The 17029-nt window shown below is 36.5% G+C and carries 17 protein-coding genes; 14 read left to right on the top strand and 3 right to left on the bottom strand.

Annotated elements, in window-relative coordinates:
• Positions 1–312 precede the first annotated feature (312 nt).
• The 3 genes from FCI53_RS01765 to FCI53_RS01755 all read left to right on the top strand — a co-directional run bounded on the left by FCI53_RS01765 (position 313) and on the right by FCI53_RS01755 (position 4347).
• Positions 313–2469 (top strand): type IA DNA topoisomerase, encoded by a 2157-nt coding sequence (locus FCI53_RS01765; protein ID WP_138415216.1) that lies wholly within the window; start codon positions 313–315, stop codon positions 2467–2469.
• A gap of 593 nt (positions 2470–3062) precedes the next feature.
• On the top strand, positions 3063–3944 hold the full coding sequence (locus FCI53_RS01760) for a 50S ribosomal protein L11 methyltransferase (protein ID WP_138415214.1): 882 nt from the start codon (positions 3063–3065) through the stop codon (positions 3942–3944).
• A 28-nt stretch (positions 3945–3972) separates the two neighbouring features.
• Positions 3973–4347, top strand: a complete 375-nt coding sequence (locus FCI53_RS01755) for a PH domain-containing protein (RefSeq protein ID WP_138415212.1) — start codon at positions 3973–3975, stop codon at positions 4345–4347.
• Between the two features lie 76 nt (positions 4348–4423).
• Here the strand turns inward: FCI53_RS01755 and FCI53_RS01750 are convergent, their stop codons facing one another.
• Complete coding sequence (locus FCI53_RS01750) at positions 4424–4744, bottom strand: hypothetical protein (protein WP_138415210.1); 321 nt, start codon at positions 4742–4744, stop codon at positions 4424–4426.
• A 156-nt stretch (positions 4745–4900) separates the two neighbouring features.
• On the opposite strand from FCI53_RS01750, the gene dacB reads away from it, so the two are divergent.
• The 11 genes from dacB (at position 4901) to FCI53_RS01695 (ending at position 14927) form a co-directional block, all read left to right on the top strand.
• The gene (dacB, locus tag FCI53_RS01745) at positions 4901–6382 is read left to right on the top strand and encodes a D-alanyl-D-alanine carboxypeptidase/D-alanyl-D-alanine endopeptidase (RefSeq protein WP_425457152.1); all 1482 of its coding nucleotides are present in this window, start codon (positions 4901–4903) and stop codon (positions 6380–6382) included.
• A 978-nt stretch (positions 6383–7360) separates the two neighbouring features.
• Positions 7361–9283, top strand: a complete 1923-nt coding sequence (locus tag FCI53_RS01740; RefSeq protein WP_138415206.1) for an ATP-dependent DNA helicase — start codon at positions 7361–7363, stop codon at positions 9281–9283.
• A 94-nt stretch (positions 9284–9377) separates the two neighbouring features.
• Positions 9378–9563 carry a hypothetical protein gene (locus FCI53_RS01735; RefSeq protein ID WP_138415204.1) on the top strand — a complete coding sequence of 62 codons (186 nt, stop codon included), beginning with the start codon at positions 9378–9380 and terminating at the stop codon, positions 9561–9563.
• 335 nt (positions 9564–9898) lie between these two features.
• A complete protein-coding gene (locus tag FCI53_RS01730) occupies positions 9899–10945 on the top strand; it encodes a lactonase family protein (RefSeq protein ID WP_138415202.1) in 1047 nt (348 codons plus the stop codon).
• 291 nt (positions 10946–11236) lie between these two features.
• Complete coding sequence (locus tag FCI53_RS01725; RefSeq protein WP_138415261.1) at positions 11237–11311, top strand: YjcZ family sporulation protein; 75 nt, start codon at positions 11237–11239, stop codon at positions 11309–11311.
• A gap of 50 nt (positions 11312–11361) precedes the next feature.
• A complete protein-coding gene (locus FCI53_RS01720; protein WP_138415259.1) occupies positions 11362–11436 on the top strand; it encodes a YjcZ family sporulation protein in 75 nt (24 codons plus the stop codon).
• A 57-nt stretch (positions 11437–11493) separates the two neighbouring features.
• On the top strand, positions 11494–11568 hold the full coding sequence (locus FCI53_RS01715) for a YjcZ family sporulation protein (protein WP_138415259.1): 75 nt from the start codon (positions 11494–11496) through the stop codon (positions 11566–11568).
• Positions 11569–11865: 297 nt separating this feature from the next.
• Positions 11866–12420 carry a DoxX family protein gene (locus FCI53_RS01710; RefSeq protein WP_138415200.1) on the top strand — a complete coding sequence of 185 codons (555 nt, stop codon included), beginning with the start codon at positions 11866–11868 and terminating at the stop codon, positions 12418–12420.
• A 151-nt stretch (positions 12421–12571) separates the two neighbouring features.
• Entirely contained in the window at positions 12572–13717 is a 1146-nt protein-coding gene (locus FCI53_RS01705; RefSeq protein WP_138415198.1) for a DEAD/DEAH box helicase, read from the top strand.
• Between the two features lie 177 nt (positions 13718–13894).
• Positions 13895–14440 carry a GbsR/MarR family transcriptional regulator gene (locus FCI53_RS01700; protein WP_171038027.1) on the top strand — a complete coding sequence of 182 codons (546 nt, stop codon included), beginning with the start codon at positions 13895–13897 and terminating at the stop codon, positions 14438–14440.
• A 148-nt stretch (positions 14441–14588) separates the two neighbouring features.
• Positions 14589–14927: a hypothetical protein gene (locus FCI53_RS01695; RefSeq protein ID WP_138415196.1), complete on the top strand. Its 339-nt coding sequence runs from the start codon at positions 14589–14591 to the stop codon at positions 14925–14927.
• A 39-nt stretch (positions 14928–14966) separates the two neighbouring features.
• On the opposite strand, the gene leuD is transcribed toward FCI53_RS01695, so the two are convergent.
• Complete coding sequence (gene leuD, locus FCI53_RS01690; protein ID WP_138415194.1) at positions 14967–15557, bottom strand: 3-isopropylmalate dehydratase small subunit; 591 nt, start codon at positions 15555–15557, stop codon at positions 14967–14969.
• Between the two features lie 42 nt (positions 15558–15599).
• A complete protein-coding gene (gene leuC / locus FCI53_RS01685; RefSeq protein WP_138415192.1) occupies positions 15600–17015 on the bottom strand; it encodes a 3-isopropylmalate dehydratase large subunit in 1416 nt (471 codons plus the stop codon).
• Positions 17016–17029 lie beyond the last annotated feature (14 nt).

Raw genomic sequence — 17029 nt, 5'->3', positions numbered from 1 at the left:
TTTTTAAACGATCACAGTTATAGGAGGTTTGCCACAGATCTAGACGAAAACCAATTAATCAGTGTATATCGAGATAAGAAATTTATGGTAAGAATGAGGGAAGTATTTAGAGTTTTGTAACATATTGTATTTCCTTGGCAAAAAATCTTTAAGAAAGCAGCTATTTTTAAAAGGAAACTAGTTGTGATTGTCGAATAGTAGAATATAGCTATAGCTTAGGTATACTCCAGCCTCCTATTCTCCTTAACACTTACCAATTATGTTCGATTCCAGGCATGGTTGTACTATTTAAAAAAAGTTAATACGAAAAGGATGGTGAAAAAAGTGAAATTAGTAATTGCTGAGAAACCATCCGTTGCTAAAAACATTGCAGATGCCTTAAAGATCACTCAAAAGAAAGATGGTTATTTTGAAGGAAATGATTACCTTATTACATGGGCATTCGGGCATTTGGTGCAACTGTTTGATGCAAAGGATTATGATGCAAAAATGACTAGTTGGAAGTTAGAAAACTTTCCCTTTATTCCGGACAAATTTCAATATAAAGTCAAAGGTAATCCACGTACGAAAGGTCGCCCAGACCCAGGTGCAAAGAAACAATTAGACATTATACAATCATTAATGCGCAGGAATGATGTTAATGCGATTGTTTCGGCTTGTGACTATGATCGGGAAGGTCAATTAATCGGTGATAGTATTATTTACAGATCCAAAGTGAATAAGCCAGTTTATCGGTTATTATTGAATGAATGGACAGCTACTGAAGTATTACAAGGGTTAAACCAGTTGAAATCGAATCGAGAACTGCGGCCGTTACAAGACGCTGGTGTTAGTAGGCAATGGGCAGATTGGGTGATTGGTATTAATTTGACTTCTGTTGCGACGTTAAAATACCAAAAGGGGAAAGGAAAAGCCCTAAATATTGGTCGTGTAATCTTGCCAACTTTAAAGATTATTTATGATCGTGACAAGGAAATTAAGCAGTTTGTTCCAGAAGATTACTACAAGTTAGAGGCCACTTTTCAACCAAAAGACAAGGAAAGCTATCAAGCTACTTATATTGAGAAAAACAAAGAAAAGTTTAGTCAAAAAGCAAAACTTGAAGAAGTTCAACAAATACTCGATCAACATAAAAATGCTATCGTTACAGATAAACAAGTACAGCGTAAGAAAGAATATCCCCCATTTTTATTCAATCTATCAAACTTACAAGGATATATTACCAATAAATATAAGGGATGGACGTCTGACAAAGTATTGAAAGTAGCACAATCACTGTATGAGAAAAAATTTATTACTTATCCCCGGACAGCAAGTGTTGCTCTGGAGGAAAGTTTAGTAGGGAAAACAGCAAAAGTACTAGAAGCCATTACAAAGAACTTACCATACAAAGACGAAATCAAATTTGTAAAGTCTAAGCGGATTTTTAATAATGCTAAAGTAGAAAGTCATAGTGCGATTACTCCTACCTATGTTCAACCCAAACGACTAAGTGCTGATGAACAAATCATTTATAATGCAGTGAAAAATCGTTTTATCATGCAATTTATGCCTGTTGCAGAATATGAAGAAACAAAGTTAACGACAACAATAAGTGATGTGAATCTTCCAGGAATATTTTTCTCTAAAGGAAGAATACAACTTATCGAAGGTTGGAAAAAAGTAGAAAAGATTCAATCGAAAGAGAATCAGTTACCAAACGTCCAACTTCAGGATCAAGTAGCCTTAACAGAGCATAAAGTGACAAGTCATAAGACAAAACCACCGAAATATCATACGGAAAAAACATTACTAAAAGTGATGGAAACGTGTGGAAGAGGTTATAAAGAGGAAGACGCGGACGAAGTGTTAACAGGTTTTAGTATCGGTACACCTGCAACAAGAGCAGAAACGATTAAGAAATTGAAGGATGTCGGTTATATATCGATTGAAAATAAGCAACTTCACTGTACTGAACTTGGGAACAGATTAGTAGAAACATTTCCAATCCATGATTTGTTCGATCTAGAATTCACAGGAAAACTGGAAAAGTCATTGGCAGATATTGAAAAGAACAAGGTGAGTAAAAATGAATTTTTGCAGGTTGTTTTTCAATTTACTAATCAAGCTGTACAAACTATCAAAACAGATAAGGATACAGTGATTCATCACTATCAAGCAAAACCAAAAATGAATCAAGTGATCGGAAAATGTCCAGAATGTGGTCATCGCGTGATTGAAGGAAACAAAGGTTTTGGGTGTAGTAATTGGAAAAACGGCTGTAAGTTTGTTGTTTGGAAGAATGATAAATTCTTAAAAACAATGCAAAAGAAAGTAACGAAGACAATGGTAAAAACATTACTAAAAGATCAAGTCGTGTATGTCAAAGGATTAACAAGTAAAAAAGGCAATAAATTTAACGCATATTTACGCTATCAAAAAAATCAACAAAATGATTATTACAGCTGGAACATGGAATTTAAAAAATAATTGAACAAGAGCATCCAATTGATTGAACAATGTGAACGATTGGATGCTCTTTATTGTTCTGTAGTATTTTTTTACTTTACTCCTTAATTTTTTAGCATTATTTAATTATAATCCATTTGATTTTCTTTCCAAAAATCCCTCCTCCTCGAATTTTTTCAACTTTATGGCACATTGGCTTTATGATGCGCACTGAAGGTTATAAAACTGCATTCAAAAAGGTACTTTGGTGAGAAGAGTTTGTCATTACTGTTTTTCTTACGTAGTTGTGTTCCTTTTTCGTATGATTAGGGTTTTTTCTTACGTGGTTAAGTACTTTGTTCTCCAAACCGCGTATGATTAAGTTTTTTTCATGCGCGTTTAAGTACTTTTTTCTCACGATCATGTATTATCCTCGTATCTTTATACTAGTTAAGTTAGCAATTGTTCACTTAGTACACATAGCATAGCTATTTTTTTATTAGTAATACACGAAAAAAAGTCATTTTGTTTCTAGTGTGTTCAAATACACGATCACCTTTGTATTACTACAGATACTGATGTAAAATAAGGAGAGTTATGCATTCTAAAAATAGTTATAAGGAAAGGATCAAACCATGTTATATGAATTTATCGTAAAGTTGCCCTCGAACCAATTAGATCAATCGATTGAGGCACTAAATATCGCTGGACTTTATAATCTTTATTATGAACCATCTATCGAAATAAAAAAGGTGAAAAACGGGTACGATTATGAAGAATTAACTAAAGATTATATGGAATTAAGAATTTATGCAGAAGAGAGGGAAGTAGAAAATTTACCTGACTCCTATTTGAGTAGGATACAAGATGTACTACATATACCAAAAGAAGAAATCAATATTAAACAGATTGATGACTCATCATGGACTCAGTCATTTGAAGACATTGATCTGGGTAATGGTTGGGTGCTTTGTTATTCTGGTGATGAAGCACAATATGCATCGAAACAAGTATTAAAATTTGAGCCGCAAGCAGCATTTGGAACAGGGTTACACGAAACAACTCAAGATTGCTTGCGGATCATTCTCAAAACAGATTTAACCGATCAATCCGTGTTAGATCTTGGCACTGGTTCAGGGGTTTTGACAATAGCTGCAGCAATGAAACAAGCAAAGAGACTGGTAGCTGTTGATTATGAGCCAGTTGAGCGAGAGATTCAGCATAATGCTAAACTGAATGGAATTACAACACCAATTGATATTGAACAAGCAGATTTACTGCATGGTGAATTTGTCGTTAATCGAGCCTATGATTGGATAATAATAAATATTGGTGCTGATGAAACAGTTCAAATATTAAGTAGACACCAGTTATTACAAAAAAGTTCTAACTTTTTGATTTCAGGACTTGTCGACTGGAATACGGAACAAGTACGACGTATGTTTATCGATGCAGGTTTTGAAGTAGAGAAGCAGCTACAATCAAATGAGTGGGTTACGTACCATTTTAGAAAGTAAATTGTGTTTTAGGTAGGGAGGGTTTAGAATGTTCGATTCGATTAAGAAATTGACAACTAAATTTGGGATCGGAAAAAAAGGTATTCTACAACGTTATATTGATACGTTTACCAAGAATAAATTAGATGCTGATGAATCATTGTTAGCATGTGCTGCTCCTAATAAACCAACGGAGCTCTTATTTGTTACAGATAAGCGGGTATTTTATTATGTAATGGGAACGGAAGACACGACGAATGATCGGATTATTAGTTATGATCAAATAGAGTCTTGTGAAATACAATCAGAATCACAACAAACAGAATTGATTGTGAACTTACATACATCTAAGGTGCAGATTAATCAAGTAGAAATGGATGTTGCAATAAAAGTGAAGAAACTAATTGATTCTCAAATAAGCTAGTTGTTTGCCAAAAAAAGTTCGTCCAATATGTTATTTCCCAGCATATTGGACGAAAGAGAATCACACTCACCCTATGCTATTCAGCATCTTGTACCCCAAGGTCATGAAAAAGTGTTTTTAATTCCTCGGTAGCATGACTGACTGTCTTAAAATACTCTTCGAGACCACAAGTTTGTAAATGTTGATACCGTTCAACGATATCATCTAATGGTATCCGCTCCTCTTCGGTTGCATTTAAGTAATAAGGGGCAAGGGCCATACAAATAACAGTAAATGCACCTCTATGTTTTTCAATGTATTCAGCAGATATAATGCCTCCCATACCACTAGGATTCTTTATATTCAACGCTCTCCTAGCAACTACCTCTAATTTAATTGCGATTTGTTCACTAAACATAACAACACTCTCCTATCTAACGATAGTACTATTCTACAAAAGTAATCGATTACAAACAAGTTGATCGTTTTAGCACCTATTAAATGTCATTTTAATGGAAAGAATGAAGAACATGAAAAAACTTGAATAGGTGATCAGATGAAGAAGAGGAGAATAATGGTATTTTTATTGTTAGTTTTAGTAGTTAGTATTCCGTCGTTTATGGATGAAAATCAAGAGAATCCACCCGCTGTACCTGTGAATGCCAATAAGGAAAACGATAATTTAGCTCAACAACTAGATCCGTTAATTCAAAATGAAGATATAGTGAACCAAGGCATTATTGGTATTAGTATACGTTCGGCAACAACAGGAGAACTTTTATATGATCATTTAGGTGATATTCGATTACGTCCCGCATCTAATTTGAAACTATTGACGGCAACGGCTGCTTTGGCTACTTTAGGTGAAAATTACACATTTACAACGGAAGTACTAACTGACGGTACGATCAATGGTGACCGATTAGAAGGTAATTTGTATTTGAAGGGAAAGGGAGATCCAACGCTTTTAGCAACAGATATAGATGAAATGGCGAAAATAATACGACAAAAAGGAATAACAAAAATTGATGGATCCATTATTGGAGATGATCAATGGTATGATAATGAAAGGTATTCACCTGATTTAATATGGAGTGATGAACAATTTTATTATGGTGCACCAATTTCTGCGTTAACTGCCGCACCAAATCAAGATTATGATTCGGGTACAGTTATTGTTCGAGTGAAGCCAGCGAATAAAAGTGGAAAAAAGCCAACTATAACTGTAACCCCTAAGACAGACATTGTACAGGTGGTTAACGATGCTAAAACAGTTACAGAAGAACATACTGAAGAGCTATCCATTACTCGCCAACATGATAGCAATATGATTAAAATTAAAGGTGTTATTCCGGTGGGAGCGAATCCGACGAAGGAATGGATTTCTGTCTCTAATCCGACTGAGTATGCATTGCAATTATTCAGTCAATCCTTACACAAGCGAGGTATTACCTACTCAGAGGATGTAACGCAAGGAAAAACACCAGAAGAAGCTAAACCATTGTTGTCCCAACCGTCGATACCATTAAAGCAATTAATGGTGCCATTTATGAAGTTAAGTAATAATGGGCATGCTGAAACACTCGTTAAGGAAATGGGAAAAATAATAGATAACGAAGGAAGTTGGGATGCAGGTATTGAAGTGGTGCTAGATCAGCTTGATAACTTTAATGTTAATAAAGATGCTTTGGTTATAAGAGATGGCTCAGGTATTTCTCATATAAACTTAATTCCTGCTAATGAAATAACGAAATTATTGTATCATATACAAGATGAAGAGTGGTTTTCCGTGTTTAAACAAGCATTACCTGTTGCAGGTGTAGATGAGCGAATGGTTGGTGGTACGCTACGTTATAGAATGCGTGATATTGCAAAGAGCGCAACCATCCATGCTAAAACAGGGACGATCACAACAGTAAGTGGATTATCAGGTTATCTTGAAACCAAAACTGGTGAGAAGTTTATTTTTTCGATTTTAATTAATAATGTACAAGAGGATGCAGATGTGAAACAGCTTGAAGATAGAATTGTTGCAGCATTAGCTGCTTCTAAGTAGATTTTTGTTATTGCATATAAGCTGTATTATACGACATAACTTACCGCTTCCTATCGAAGATGAGTGCTTAAAAGTCCGCTGCGGCAATACACTACGCTTTCCGTGGGGGGCTGGTGAGCCTCCTCGCGCTGTCGCACTGCGGGGTCTCACCGATGCCACTAGTCCCACAGGAGTCTCCGTGTATTGCCTCCGCTTATTCGTGTACTCTGAATTTTTATAGAAAATGGTTTAATAAATATATATGGTCTTTTTATTATTAATTAACACTTTTATAGAAACTGTTGGATTAGAATAAAGTATGCAATGAATGTCTTTATATAGCTTAATCACTTATCCCAATCAGAAAAACTAGTACAAGTGGAGGCAGAATACGGAGACTCCTATGGGAACAGCACGAGCCGAAGATCCACTTGGTAAAGTGGTTTTCTTTACCAAGTTAGCTGAGGCCGTGCCCATGGAAAGCGGAGTATTCTGCCGCAACGTGGTATATCACTTATTTCAATCAGAATGGTTGAGAGCAAAATTGCGAAGGTTATGTCGTATAATACAGCAAATGTGCATTAAATCACAACAAAGCTTTTCTGTAGACAAAGGTAATTTTAATGCATACATTGGTAATTGTCAGAGGTAAGTTGAAAATGGAAATTATTTCATGGAAAATAACAGTATCTTTATGAATGAATTTGTGTTAAAGTAAAAAGGCGATGAGCTAATTACCATCAACTTCGGTTGGTGGTCATGGAATGAAATCTAACTAGGTTTTAATTCCAATCGAGTCGGAGAACATGCGAAAGCTAAACGTTGAATGTGGTCAACGGTTCTTCGTTATATAAAAAAGACACTTGATAGATCAAGTGTCTTTTTTACGTTATTTGATAATAATGACACGTTTTTGTAAAAGAATATCTAAATAGCTAATTGTTTGATATGATGGAGATTGTTTTTGAGTTCGGTTTGATAAAAGGAGAAAAGATAATTATGACTAAAGCACTACCATTTACAATTTCGAAGCAAGAAAACTTTTTTGATCGCCTAGGTGATTATATTGGCGATGTGTTTTATGATATTTTACCTGAACATGGTTTTGAATTGAGAGATGAACAGATTTATATGGCCTACCAGCTGGAGCAGGCGTATAAGAATAATACAACGATTTTTGCTGAGGCGGGAGTTGGAACAGGTAAAACGTTTGTCTATTTGTTATATGCGATTTGTTATGCTCGCTATAAACGGAAACCTGCGATTATTTCCTGTGCCGATGAAACATTAATTGAGCAGTTAGTTAAAAAGGGAGGGGATATAGAAAAGTTAGAGCAAGCATTGGGATTAACGATTGATGTTCGTTTGGCTAAAGCACGTGAACAATACATATGTATGAAAAAATTGGATGCACTTGATACATTGGACGAAGATATATTACGAGTGGAGGAACAAATTCCTGATTTCGTCTATGAACAAGGAGTCTCGATGAGTTCATTTGAGCGATATGGAGATCGAAAAGAATATCCATGGCTTCCCAATCATAAATGGGAACAGATCGCTTGGGATCCTTTGCAACAATGTTCCACATGTGAATGGCGCCATCGAAGTGGTCAAACATTAAATCGTGAATATTATCGTTATGCTACAGACCTCATTATTTGTTCTCATGATTTTTATATGGAACATATTTGGACAAAAGAATCACGGAAACGAGAAGGTCAAATGCCACTACTACCAGAAGCGAGTAGTGTTGTATTTGATGAAGGACACTTATTGGAATTTGCTGCTCAAAAAGCTTTAACCTATCGTTTCCATTCAGAGACGCTACAGACAGTTCTAACCGGTTATATGGAACAAGATGTACGAGAAGAATCATTATATTTAATTGAGGATATATTACAACTTCATGAACAGTGGTTCCGACATCTGTCCGACAGTGCTAAACTTGTGGAGGGTTCGAATCGACAGGAGGTCCCGCGTACCAAACAAATGGTACAAATTGCTAGTACACTGCATAAAAAAGTTCAACAACTATTAGAACAATTAGTGTTTGACTCTGAATTGTTTACAATTGATGATTACCATATCAAAATTATTGAAGAATATTTAGAATTCTTTTCTTATGGATTATCGATTTTATTGAAAGAAGACCATGGAATCTTTTGGCTTGAAGAAAATGAGAATGATACCTCTTTTGTGATTATGCCACGACTTGTTGAAGATGTATTGGAAAGAGAAGTATTCTCGAAGAAAATTCCTTTTGTATTTTCTTCGGCGACCTTATCACAGGATAAAGACTTTTCCTATATTGCAAGCAGTTTAGGAATTCCTTCGTATGATTCGTTTACAGTCAATTCACCATTTGATTATGAACAACAAATGCAGTTGTATGGACATATTCAAGCGAGTGAATCAGAAAAATGGCAAAAGATTGGAAAAGCTATTTCTATGACAAATGGTCAGACGCTCATCTTATTTAGTTCTGCCCAAGAAATGCTACGTTTCAGGGCGTGGGCAGACACACAACAATGGGCGTTTCCATTGCTTTATGAAGGAGACCGAGAAATCAGTGAGCTTGTGTTGCAGTTTCAACAAAATGCTGCATCGGTGTTATGTTCTTACCATTTATGGGAAGGATTGGATGTGCCAGGTCAAGCACTTACACAAGTTATTATTGCTTCTTTACCATTTCCGCCACATGATCCTGTGTTTCAAGCGAAACGTCATCATGCCGCGAATCCATTCGCTCAAGTGGATTTGCCATACATGTTGTTACGCTTAAGACAAGGGATTGGCCGTCTGATTCGAACCAGTTCAGACCAAGGAAAGACCCATGTTTGGTTAACTACGGATCAAAAACAAGCAATTGGACAAGAAGTTGAAAAAGTTACACCAGTGCCAATAAATTGGCAATCATAACCTATACAAATTCTTTACTCCCAATATCTTACGGACATGAATTTGGCACACTCGTGCAAATTAATGAGTGAAGACACAAGGGGGTGAATGATCAATGGCTAATCAACGCGGAAGAGTAATGCCTGTGGTTGCATCTATTGGTATTGGTGCTGCAGCCTATTATAGTATGACAAGAGGTAAAGGTGTTGGTAACATGGCCCAACAGTTCATGCCAGGAATGGCAGGACAGGGTCAACAAAACCAACAGCAAGGACAGCAACAACAAAATCAACAATTATAATCAAAAGCAGGCCCCAACGCTCGTTTGGGGTCTGTTTTTCATTATTTTTGGTTTAACCCTCCGAAGACTCCCACTTCAAAACATGAAGTGAAACGAAGGAGTTTAAGTGGGAGTGAAACTTTTCCTTTCCTCCCGCATGGTTCAAGCGGGTCTCTACTTGCGGAACTAACACTCAGTGGGGGAAGAGCAAAAACCCCCACTGAGTGAAGTTTCACTTAATATGACCCTAGTGTAACTGCAGCATATGTGACGCAAACCCTTTAGTTGGATTATTGATAGAGAAAAATTAGTTGTTTTGTTATAATTTAGATAACTTTTAAAAAAGGAGATCTATTATGACTAAATACATAGGATATGTTGGAACTTATACGAAAGAAGAAAGCAAAGGGGTTTATCGCTTTACTTTAGACACCGAAAAAGAAGAATTAACGGATGTATCGTTGGCAGCTGAATTAACAAATCCTACATATGTAACCGTAAGCAATGATAATAAAAACTTATATGCTGTTGCCAAAGAAGAAGAAAATGGTGGGGTAACAGCATTTTCCATTAGTGATCAAAAAGGCGAATTGACAAGATTAAATAGTTATACATCAGCTGGGTCACCACCATGCCATGTCAGTGTAAGTAGTGATAAACGTCATGTGGTGAGTGCGAATTACCATACGACAAAAGTAGAGTCTTATTTAACAAATGAGGATGGTTCGTTAAATCCAGCAGAAGATGTTGTTATACATGAGGGATCTGGGCCTCATGAAAGACAAGAAAAGCCACATATGCATTTTGCAGGTTTTACTCCTGATGAAAAATATGTGATTGCGATTGACTTAGGTAGTGACAAAATAACAACTTATGCAATCGAGAACGGCAAACTAACAAAAGCTCAAGAGTATACACCTAAAGCTGGTAGTGGTCCACGACATATTACTTTTCATCCAAATGGCAAATACGCCTATGTGATGACGGAATTAAGTTCAGAAGTAATTTTCTTACATTATAATGAACAAGATGGAACCTTTAGCGAACAACAGTATATTTCGACTATTCCTGAAGATTTTAACGACACCAATGATGGAAGTGCCATTCATATTTCTTCAGATGGAAAGTTTATTTATGCTGGAAACCGCGGTCACAACAGTATTGCAGTGTTCAGTGTTGACCAACGTAACGGACAATTATCATTTATTGAGTGGACTTCGACAGAAGGAAACTGGCCACGTGACTTTGAGTTGGCTCCATCAGAAAACTATTTGGTCGCATCGAACCAAAAATCAAATACATTAACCTTGTTTAAAAGAGATAAGGATTCAGGTAGATTACAGTTAATTCAAGCTGGAGTAAATGTACCAGAGCCAGTTTGTGTAAAGTTTTTACATGAATAAGGCTGTTCTAAAAAGAATAAATCCGAGATGAGGACTGGATTTTGAACTGCACCACAATTGTTGGATACAATCTAACAATTACTGGTGCAGTTTTATTGTGATAGAAAATGCTGTTTTATGTAGTGAGAAAGTTTGGGATGCTAAGAATTTTATTATTATATATATTGAGTTTCGTACTTATCTCCTTTTAATAGGCATTTGTACTATTTTTTTTATAACTAAACACATGCCCAATCACACAATGCATCAAACCATAGGATGTTAGTGTAAGACATTAGGAGGTGTTAAGTTATGTATAACAATTTCGCATTAATCGTGGTGTTGTTCATTCTATTAATCATTGTGGGAACGTCTTACGTGGTGTGATTGAATAAAGACTAATTGTTCAAATCAAAAACCTCAGGAGGTGTTAGTGTATGCACAATAACTTTGCATTAATCGTAGTGTTGTTCATTTTACTAATTATCGTGGGAACCTCGTATGTAGTGTAAAGGTAAAGTCGCTATTATCAAGAAATAGCACTTTAAAACCTCTGGAGGTGATTAACTATGCACAATAATTTCGCGTTGATTGTCGTGTTATTCATTCTTCTAATTATTGTCGGAACATCTTACGTGGTGTAATTTCATTTAGTTAATATAAATTCCAATAGCCGCATGGGTTGTGATTCCCATGTGGCTATTCTTCTAATAACGTTTTTATCCCGGTAAAATTGTCCTTAAGTCTCACTTTCACCTCTATTGGGATAGGTAACACTCGGTGGGGGAAGAGTGAAAATTGTAAAATAGGAAAAGTTACCGAGCATAAATGTAGAAATGAAAAACGAATAGACCAATCAAATATGATTGAAATTAAAATTGCTAGGGTAAAGTATAGTAACAATTTTTATAGAGTTATTATTTTCATAAGGAGGTAGAAGTATGGCAAGAAATGATTATGTGAAAGGAAATAGTGTCGTAGTACCTGAAAATCCTATTTCTTATTATTTGTTTAACAGTACCCGCTCTGCTTGGATCTGGTTAATTATAAGGCTTTATCTTGGATATACGTGGTTAACATCTGGATGGGGAAAGTTAACAAGTCCTGCATGGACAGGTAGTGAATCAGGTACGGCATTAAAGGGATTCCTAGGTGGCACGTTAAGTAAAGCTGAAGAAGGTGGAGATGTTTCAGGATGGTATGCAGCCTTTTTAGAAAGCTTTGTTATGCCAAATGCCTCATTTTTTTCATACTTAGTTGCTATTGGTGAAGTCCTTGTTGGTTTAGGATTAATCGTTGGCTTGTTAACGGGGATAGCTGCTTTCTTTGGTAGTATAATGAATGTTAGTTTCCTATTTGCCGGAACATTAAGCTCTAACCCGATATTGTTTATTTTAGCAACATGGTTAGTACTAGCATGGAAAGTAGCTGGATGGTATGGTTTAGATCGCTGGGCGTTACCATTCTTAGGAACACCATGGGGCAGAGAAAAGTAAAAAAAGAATGCGATACCCAATTTTTGGGTTCGCATTCTTTTTGTTTTGGATAGAATAAGTTTTGTTTCACATAGTAGTAATGAGAAGTGATTTATTCCCATTGATTATGTTAAAGTATACGGATAACGATGAAAAAGGAGAAATTCAGCTCATGGACGTAAATAATATTAAAGAATTTATACCGACTTTACATAATTTTATACAGAAGGGTTGGGAAACAGAGGGATTCAAAGAGCTAACCCCCGTACAAAGACAATCGTTTCCTTTGATTGTCGATAGACAAGATGTAATAGCAGAATCACCAACAGGTAGCGGAAAAACTTTGGCATATATCATTCCGCTTTTACAACAAATGCAGCAAGAACAAAAACAGGTACAAGTAATTATATTAGCATCCTCACATGAATTAGTAATGCAAATCCACCAAGAAGTACAAACATGGACAAAAGGTAGCGAGATAGGGAGTACTACCTTAATTGGGGGAGCTAATATAAAAAGGCAAATAGATAAATTAAAAAAGAAACCACAAATCGTAATTGGAACACCTGGACGAATTTATGAACTGATTAAGCAGAAGAAGTTGAAAATGCATGAAGTGAAAACGATTGTGCTTGATGAAGGAGATCAATTACTAGTACCCGAACATAGTCAAACAATACAATCAATTATAAAAAGTACGCAGAAGGATCGCCAGTTGCTACTATTTTCTGCCACCTTACCTGAAAAAGTGGAGCAGGAAGCAAAGGAAATTATGAATAAGCCAACGGTTATCCGAATAGCAGAAGAAGAAGTTAACAAACCCATGGTATCACATATATATTTTGAATCAGAGGCAAGAGGTAAGATTGAGATATTAAGGAAACTTGTACGAAACCACGACCTAAAAGCACTAGTTTTTGTACGTGATATTGGTAATTTAACCGTGTTAGCAGAAAAGTTAGAATATATGGGCATTTCCGTTGCAGTTTTACACAGTGACACAAAAAAACAACAACGGCAGCAAGCGATTAAAAATTTTCGATCTGGCCAACTAGAAATACTACTAGCAACTGATGTGGCTGCAAGAGGATTAGATATACCAGATTTAACCCATGTTATTCATATGGACATTCCAAAGGAACTGAAACAATATATTCATCGTTCAGGGCGAACAGGTCGAATGGGAGCCGAAATAGAAGGCACAGTTATTTCGATTGTGACAACAACGGAGGAACAGACATTAAAAAAAATAGGCCGTAAACTGGGGCTTGATCTAAAGAAGAAGAGGCTTCAAAAAGGTGAAATCATCGACGGGTAAACAATTGGAAAGTTCACGATACCTCATGTTGCAATATTAGGTTGTTGTTTAGGAAGTATAATCTGTATCGCTTTCAAGTGTGCTCCCTGAGCATATGTTACCCCTTGACAATTTATCCATTTAATTTAATATATAAAATATAATTTGAATTGGTCGAATAAGGAAAGAGGGTTTGTTGTGAAAAGTGATCAAGAAATACTTGAAGAATCCCATGATGTGATGATAAGCGCGATCGCACAGGCAATGGTTGTTTATGGTGTGAATCCCTCTGTTGGTAGAATATATGGTGTGTTGTATTTTTCTGACCGACCATTAACCCTTGATGAATTAAAGGATCAAGTTGCCATGAGTAAGGCAAGTGTTAGTAATGGTATTCGAGAACTGATTGATACGGAAATGGTTACGAAAGTTTGGAAGAAAGGACAACGTAAAGACCATTATATTGCGGAGAAGGACTTTTTACGCAATTTTTTAAGTTTTTTCATTAAAATGCTACGGCTTGAACGCGGCTTAATTATGAAAGCTGTCGAACAAACAGAACCAGTGTTAGAAAACCTCGCAGAAAAATCAAATGATCCAACAGTATCAGGCACTGCAAAAAGGGATCTAGAATTATTAAATGACTCTAGAAACTATCTAAATTGGATCATGCGATTAGCAAATGCAATGGAATCAGGAGAGATATTCCAATATTTTCCAAAAACGGAAAGAAATGAATCTTAATGCAGTAGTAAATTAAGGTTGAAGAAAGATAAAGGGGTTAGTCGGAGCTAATCTCTTTATTTTTTTAAGTTTTTATTAATCGTACATATTTATTAGGTCTAGTGGAAAGATATAGTAACGATAAGATATTAATAAGAGGTGGATATAAGTGATTCGGTTCTTTTTATTTAGTTTAACCATAGCATTGATTGTTACTATTGCTCCATTGTATAGTTCCTTGGCAAGTTCAACAGATGAAGAAGAGGAGCCTGAAGTTGTTGAGACAGATGAGTCCAATCATAATTGGAAGAAAACTAGTTCTCAATTGGAAATGGTTCATGAGGATACACATGAATATACAGCTTGGCATAACTTTGTGAAAAGGACGTTTAAGTGTGATATTACACACAAGATACGAACGGATGTGTGGTATTGTGACATACATGATCATACTAAATCTGATGTATCTTTGGAAGAAACGATCCATAGCAGAGATCATGGGCATTAAAATAACCTCGTTTCTATTAGAAACGAGGTTATTTTATCATTATTTTAATATTCGTTGTTCTTCGAATTGAGTGATCTTATCGTCATGAGTTAGCGTGACTGCAATTTCGTCCCAACCATTTAATAACATTTCTCTTTGATAGTCAGGAAGATCAAATGTTGCTTTGAAATCCTCCGAATCATAAACAACTTTATTCTCTAGATCAACAGTGATCGAGTAGGTTGAAGATTCTGCATTGTTTATTAGTTTTTCGGTTTGTTCTTCGGTTAGACGAACAGGTAAGATTCCATTTTTAGTACAATTGTTATAGAAGATATCTGCAAAACTTGGTGCAATAATAACTTTAAATCCAAAGTCTTGTAATGCCCATGGTGCATGTTCTCGTGAAGAACCACAACCAAAGTTTTCTCCTGCAACTAGGATAGAGGCATTTTTATATTTTTGATCATTCAATGAGAATTCCTTACGTGGTTCTCCATCATTATGAAAGCGCCAATTATAAAATAAAAATTGGCCAAAACCTTGACGTGAAATACGTTTTAGAAATTGTTTAGGTATAATTTGATCTGTATCAATATTGGCTCGATTTAAAGGGTAGACAATCCCTTTATGAGTACGGATTGGTTCCATCTTTTGACCTCCAGTTCAACTGTTCTAAATGGAAATAGATTGTTATGCTGTAGGAACACTGTATTTACGTACATCAACAAAATGACCTTCAATAGCAGCGGCAGCAGCCATTTCAGGACTTACTAAGTGTGTACGAGCACCTGTACCTTGACGACCTTCGAAATTACGGTTGGAAGTAGAGGCGCAACGTTCGCCTTCTGGGACAACATCATCGTTCATCGCCAAGCACATACTACAGCCTGCATCACGCCATTCAAAGCCAGCTTGTTTAAAAATAACATCTAATCCTTCTTGTTCGGCAGCAACCTTAACGCTGTGTGAGCCAGGAACAACAATTGCTTTCACATTAGGGGCTACTTTGTTCCCTTGCAGAATATCTGCTGCTTTACGTAAGTCACTCAATCTTGAGTTTGTACAAGATCCGATAAAGACATGGTCAATATGAACGGAAGAGATTGGTTGATTGGCTTCAAGCCCCATATACTCAAGTGCACGGTTGATGGCATCTTTTTCATTTGCGGTTTCTGCATCATCGGGGCTAGGAACCTGTGCACTGACAGGAATTACCATCCCTGGATTAGTCCCCCATGATACTTGTGGTTCAATTTCATCCGCATTGATTTCAACCGTTGCATCATAGGTTGCACCTTCATCCGTTGCTAGTGCTTTCCATTCTGCTGCAGCTTTTTCAAAGTCTGCCCCTTGTGGTGCGTGACGCTTCCCTCGAAGGAATTCCACTGTCGTATCATCTGGGCTAATTAATCCAGCACGTGCCCCAGCTTCGATTGACATATTACAAACTGTCATACGTCCTTCCATTGAGAGGGAATGAATGGCTTCTCCCGTATACTCGATTACATAACCAGTACCGAAACGAACACCGTATTTTGCAATGATAGCTAAAATTAAATCCTTAGCGGTGACCCCTGTACCAAGTTTACCATTAACCTTGACATTTAATGTTTTTGGTCTTGCTTGCCATAAGGACTGTGTTGCTAGGACGTGTTCAACTTCACTTGTTCCAATACCAAAGGCTAAGGCACCAAAAGCGCCGTGTGTTGATGTATGACTATCCCCGCAAACAATCGTTTTACCGGGTTGGGTAAGGCCTAATTCGGGACCAATAACATGTACGATCCCTTGGTCAGGATGATCGATATCTGCGAGCGGGATATTAAATTCTTCACAGTTTTTCTTTAATGTTTCCATTTGTGTTTTGGATACTTCATCCTTAATCACATTACGGTGGATAGTTGGAACATTGTGATCCATCGTTGCATAGGTTCGATCTGGTCGGCGTACTTGGCGATCCTTCAAGCGCAACCCTTCGAATGCTTGTGGAGAAGTAACCTCATGCACAAGATGCAAATCAATATAAAGGAGGTCAGGTTTTCCGTCTTCTTGATGGACAACATGTTGATCCCAAATTTTTTCAATAATCGTTTTTGGCTTTCCCATAATCTCACTCCTAA

Source organism: Aquibacillus sediminis, assembly GCF_005870085.1.
Taxonomy (GTDB): Bacteria; Bacillota; Bacilli; order Bacillales; family Amphibacillaceae; genus Aquibacillus_E; species Aquibacillus_E sediminis.
This window is presented reverse-complemented; position numbering and strand designations above follow the sequence as displayed.

Bases quoted from the DNA above. Each gene is read 5' to 3' on its own strand.
- FCI53_RS01760 (WP_138415214.1), top strand. From the start codon at position 3,063: ATGTTATATGAATTTATCGTAAAGTTGCCCTCGAACCAATTAGATCAA.
- FCI53_RS01730 (WP_138415202.1), top strand. From the start codon at position 9,899: ATGACTAAATACATAGGATATGTTGGAACTTATACGAAAGAAGAAAGC.
- FCI53_RS01740 (WP_138415206.1), top strand. From the start codon at position 7,361: ATGACTAAAGCACTACCATTTACAATTTCGAAGCAAGAAAACTTTTTT.
- FCI53_RS01705 (WP_138415198.1), top strand. From the start codon at position 12,572: ATGGACGTAAATAATATTAAAGAATTTATACCGACTTTACATAATTTT.
- FCI53_RS01765 (WP_138415216.1), top strand. From the start codon at position 313: ATGGTGAAAAAAGTGAAATTAGTAATTGCTGAGAAACCATCCGTTGCT.
- FCI53_RS01735 (WP_138415204.1), top strand. From the start codon at position 9,378: ATGGCTAATCAACGCGGAAGAGTAATGCCTGTGGTTGCATCTATTGGT.
- FCI53_RS01750 (WP_138415210.1), bottom strand. From the start codon at position 4,744: ATGTTTAGTGAACAAATCGCAATTAAATTAGAGGTAGTTGCTAGGAGA.
- FCI53_RS01755 (WP_138415212.1), top strand. From the start codon at position 3,973: ATGTTCGATTCGATTAAGAAATTGACAACTAAATTTGGGATCGGAAAA.
- leuC (WP_138415192.1), bottom strand. From the start codon at position 17,015: ATGGGAAAGCCAAAAACGATTATTGAAAAAATTTGGGATCAACATGTT.
- dacB (WP_425457152.1), top strand. From the start codon at position 4,901: ATGGTATTTTTATTGTTAGTTTTAGTAGTTAGTATTCCGTCGTTTATG.
- leuD (WP_138415194.1), bottom strand. From the start codon at position 15,557: ATGGAACCAATCCGTACTCATAAAGGGATTGTCTACCCTTTAAATCGA.
- FCI53_RS01710 (WP_138415200.1), top strand. From the start codon at position 11,866: ATGGCAAGAAATGATTATGTGAAAGGAAATAGTGTCGTAGTACCTGAA.